General features: G+C 59.2%; 4 protein-coding genes. All 4 read left to right on the forward strand.

Features of this window, described 5'->3' with window-relative positions:
• Positions 1-14 precede the first annotated feature (14 nt).
• A complete protein-coding gene (gene leuC / locus ADADOO_RS09110; RefSeq protein ID WP_511276904.1) occupies positions 15-1,421 on the forward strand; it encodes a 3-isopropylmalate dehydratase large subunit in 1,407 nt (468 codons plus the stop codon).
• Positions 1,422-1,435: 14 nt separating this feature from the next.
• Positions 1,436-1,651 carry an entericidin EcnAB gene (locus tag ADADOO_RS09115; protein WP_511274751.1) on the forward strand — a complete coding sequence of 72 codons (216 nt, stop codon included), beginning with the start codon at positions 1,436-1,438 and terminating at the stop codon, positions 1,649-1,651.
• Entirely contained in the window at positions 1,652-2,290 is a 639-nt protein-coding gene (gene leuD, locus ADADOO_RS09120; protein ID WP_511274749.1) for a 3-isopropylmalate dehydratase small subunit, read from the forward strand.
• Between the two features lie 12 nt (positions 2,291-2,302).
• A partial coding sequence (gene leuB, locus ADADOO_RS09125; protein WP_511276902.1) for a 3-isopropylmalate dehydrogenase occupies positions 2,303-3,245 on the forward strand: 943 nt, incomplete at its 3' end.

Here is a 3,245-nt window from a genome sequence, read left to right on the forward strand (position 1 = left end):
CCACTTTACGCACCATGTCGAAGACCCTTTACGACAAGCTTTGGGAGAACCACGTTGTCCATCAGGAAGCTGATGGCACGGCCCTTCTCTATATCGATCGTCACCTCGTCCATGAAGTCACCAGTCCGCAGGCTTTCGAAGGCCTCAAGCTGGCCGGCCGCAAGCCGTGGCGCGTTTCGTCCATCGTCGCGACACCGGATCACAACACGCCAACCGACCACTGGGACGAAGGCATCAAGGATCCGATTTCGCGGCAGCAGGTTGAAACACTCGACGCCAACATCCGCGAAGTCGGCGCCCTGGCCTACTTCCCGTTCAAGGATCAGCGCATGGGTATTCTCCATGTCGTCGGTCCGGAAAATGGTGCGACGCTGCCCGGCATGACCGTCGTCTGCGGCGATTCGCATACGTCGACGCACGGTGCCTTCGGCTGTCTGGCGCATGGCATCGGTACCTCGGAAGTCGAGCACGTGCTGGCCACCCAGTGCCTGCTGCAGAAGAAATCCAAGACCATGCTGATCGCCGTCGACGGCAAGCTCGGCAAGGGCGTCACCGCCAAGGATGTGGCGCTGGCCATCATCGGCACCATCGGCACGGCCGGCGGTAACGGTTACGCCATCGAATTCGGCGGCAGCGCCATTCGTGGCCTGAGCATGGAAGGTCGCATGACCCTGTGCAACATGGCCATCGAAGGCGGTGCGCGCATGGGCTTTGTCGCGGTCGACGACAAAACCATCGATTATTTGAAAGGCCGCCCGTTCTCGCCGAAGGGTGACATCTGGGAAAAAGCGGTCGCCTACTGGCGCACGCTGCATTCCGACGCTGGCGCGCAGTTTGACCGCATCGTCACGCTCAAGGCCGAAGAGATTCGTCCGCAGGTGACCTGGGGTACTTCGCCCGAAATGGTCGTCGCCATCGACGCCGTCGTTCCCGATCCGGCCAAGCAGACCGACCCGGTCAAGCGCGAAGGCATGGAACGCGCCCTGCAATATATGGGTCTTAATCCCAATACACCGATCCAGAATATCGCCATCGACAAGGTGTTCATTGGCTCCTGTACCAACTCGCGCATTGAAGACCTGCGCGAGGCGGCATCCGTGCTCAAGGGGCGCCATGTCGCGGCAACCGTCAAGCTGGCGCTGGCTGTGCCGGGTTCCGGCCTGGTCAAGCGTCAGGCCGAAGCGGAAGGACTGGACAAAGTGTTCATCGCGGCTGGTTTTGAGTGGCGGGAACCGGGTTGTTCGATGTGTCTGGCGATGAATGCTGACCGTCTGGAGCCCGGCGAACGTTGCGCCTCGACCTCCAACCGCAATTTCGAAGGCCGTCAGGGGCCGGGCGGACGTACCCATCTGGTCAGTCCGGCGATGGCTGCCGCGGCTGCGATTGCTGGTCGTTTCGCCGACGTGCGCGACGTTCTCTAGGAGGAGCGACGATCATGAAGAAAATGCTTGTCTCGATAGCGGTGCTTTGCCTCGCAGCCTGCAATACCGCCCAGGGCGTCAAGAAGGATGTCGCCATCGGCGCGGAGAAGACCGGGGAGGCTATCCAGAAGGGTGGCGAAGCGGTCGAGCATGGCCTGAAAAAGGGTGGAGAGGCAGTCGGCGGCGCCCTCAAGAAAGGTGGCGAAGCCGTGCAGAAGGTGGTGGAATAAATGGAAAAATTCGTTCGCCTGGAAGGCTTGGTGGCACCACTCGACCGCAACAACGTCGATACCGATGCGATCATCCCGAAGCAGTTTCTCAAGTCGATCAAGCGTTCCGGCTTTGGCCCGAATGCCTTCGACGAATGGCGCTACATGGATGTCGGGCAACCCGGGCAGGATAATTCCGGTCGCCCGAAGAATCCCAATTTCGTATTGAATCAGCCGCGCTATCAGGGTGCCGAAGTGCTGCTCACGCGCGCCAACTTCGGCTGCGGCAGTTCGCGCGAACATGCGCCGTGGGCGCTCCTCGACTTTGGTTTCAAGGCCATCATCGCCGAGTCGTTTGCCGACATCTTCTTCAACAACTGCTACAAAAATGGCATCGTGCCCATTGTGCTGCCGGTTGCTGAAATTGAAGCCTTGTTCAAACAGGTCGAAGCGACGCCCGGTTACAAGCTGGTCGTCGACCTGCCGGCGCAAGCAGTGATTCGCCCCGATGGTTATGGCATTCCATTCCAGATCGATGCCTTCCGCAAGGAATGCCTGATCAATGGCTGGGACGACATTGGCCTGACCTTGCGTCACGCCGAAAAAATTCGCGAATTCGAAGAAAGACGCCGTATCAACCAGCCCTGGCTGTTTGCGTAATAAGGAAAAACCATGAAGATTTGTGTTCTACCGGGTGACGGCATCGGCCCTGAAATTACCGCTGAAGCGGTGCGCGTATTGAAAGCACTCGATCTCAAGTTCGAGATGGAAGAAGGGCTACTCGGCGGCTGTGCGGTCGACGCGACCGACCATCCTTACCCGGAAGCGACGCAAAAGCTGGCGCGCGCTGCCGATGCCATCCTGCTCGGCGCCGTTGGTGGTCCGAAGTGGGATACGCTGCCGCGTGAAAAGCGCCCGGAACGCGGCCTGCTCGGTATCCGCAAGGATCTGAACCTGTTTGCCAACCTGCGTCCAGCCATTTTGTATCCGGAACTGGCCAATGCTTCGACGCTCAAGCCGGAAGTAGTGGCCGGGCTGGATATCCTGATCATTCGCGAATTGACTGGCGACATCTATTTCGGCCAGCCGCGCGGTATCCGTGAAGAAAACGGCGAGCGCGTCGGTTTCAATACTATGGTTTATAGCGAGTCGGAAATTCGTCGTATCGGCCATGTCGCCTTCCAGTCCGCCCAAAAACGCGACAAGCGCCTGTGCTCGGTGGACAAGATGAACGTGCTCGAGTGTACCCAACTGTGGCGCGACGTGATGATCGAAATCAGCAAGGATTATCCGGATGTCGAGCTCAGCCACATGCTGGTCGATAACGCTGCCATGCAACTGGTTAAAGCGCCCAAGCAGTTCGACGTGATGGTCACCGGCAACATCTTCGGCGACATTCTGTCCGACGAGGCATCGATGCTGACCGGCTCGATCGGCATGCTGCCGTCAGCTTCGCTCGACGATAACAACAAGGGACTCTACGAGCCATCGCACGGCTCGGCCCCTGACATCGCCGGCAAAGGGATTGCCAACCCGCTGGCCACCATCCTGTCGGTCGCTATGATGCTGCGCTACACATTTGGCCTCGAAGAGCAGGCACTGCGCGTCGAAAATG

The organism is Azonexus sp., assembly GCF_036170495.1.
Taxonomy (GTDB): domain Bacteria; phylum Pseudomonadota; class Gammaproteobacteria; order Burkholderiales; family Rhodocyclaceae; genus Azonexus.

Coding starts and splice junctions, on each gene's coding strand:
- leuD (WP_511274749.1), top strand. CDS start 1,652: ATGGAAAAATTCGTTCGCCTGGAAGGCTTGGTGGCACCACTCGACCGC.
- leuC (WP_511276904.1), top strand. CDS start 15: ATGTCGAAGACCCTTTACGACAAGCTTTGGGAGAACCACGTTGTCCAT.
- ADADOO_RS09115 (WP_511274751.1), top strand. CDS start 1,436: ATGAAGAAAATGCTTGTCTCGATAGCGGTGCTTTGCCTCGCAGCCTGC.